Below are 346 nucleotides of genomic sequence, written 5' to 3' on the forward strand. Positions count from 1 at the left end.
GAGGGTGGTCATGATGCGGTGCATCCGGATCTGGGCACGTTGGAGGACTTCGACGCGTTCGTGGGTGAGGCGGGGCGTCTGGGGATGGAGGTGGCGCTGGACTTCGCGTTGCAGTGTTCGCCGGATCATCCGTGGGTGGACAAGCATCCGGAGTGGTTCGCGCACCGGGCGGACGGTTCGATCGCATATGCGGAGAATCCGCCGAAGAAATATCAGGACATCTATCCGATCGCTTTCGACCGGGACATGCCGGGTCTGGTCGCCGAGACGATCCGGCTGCTGCGCTTCTGGATGGGCCACGGCGTGCGGGTCTTCCGCGTCGACAACCCCCACACCAAACCCGTCG

1 pseudogene is annotated in these 346 nt (G+C 64.2%); it reads left to right on the forward strand.

Features of this window, described 5'->3' with window-relative positions:
* Window positions 1-346 (forward strand): annotated as a pseudogene (locus STRAU_RS34675) (alpha-1,4-glucan--maltose-1-phosphate maltosyltransferase); the annotation flags it as partial.

The sequence above is a fragment of the Streptomyces aurantiacus JA 4570 genome (genome assembly GCF_000414115.1).
In the GTDB taxonomy this organism is placed as follows: Bacteria; Actinomycetota; Actinomycetes; order Streptomycetales; family Streptomycetaceae; genus Streptomyces; species Streptomyces aurantiacus_A.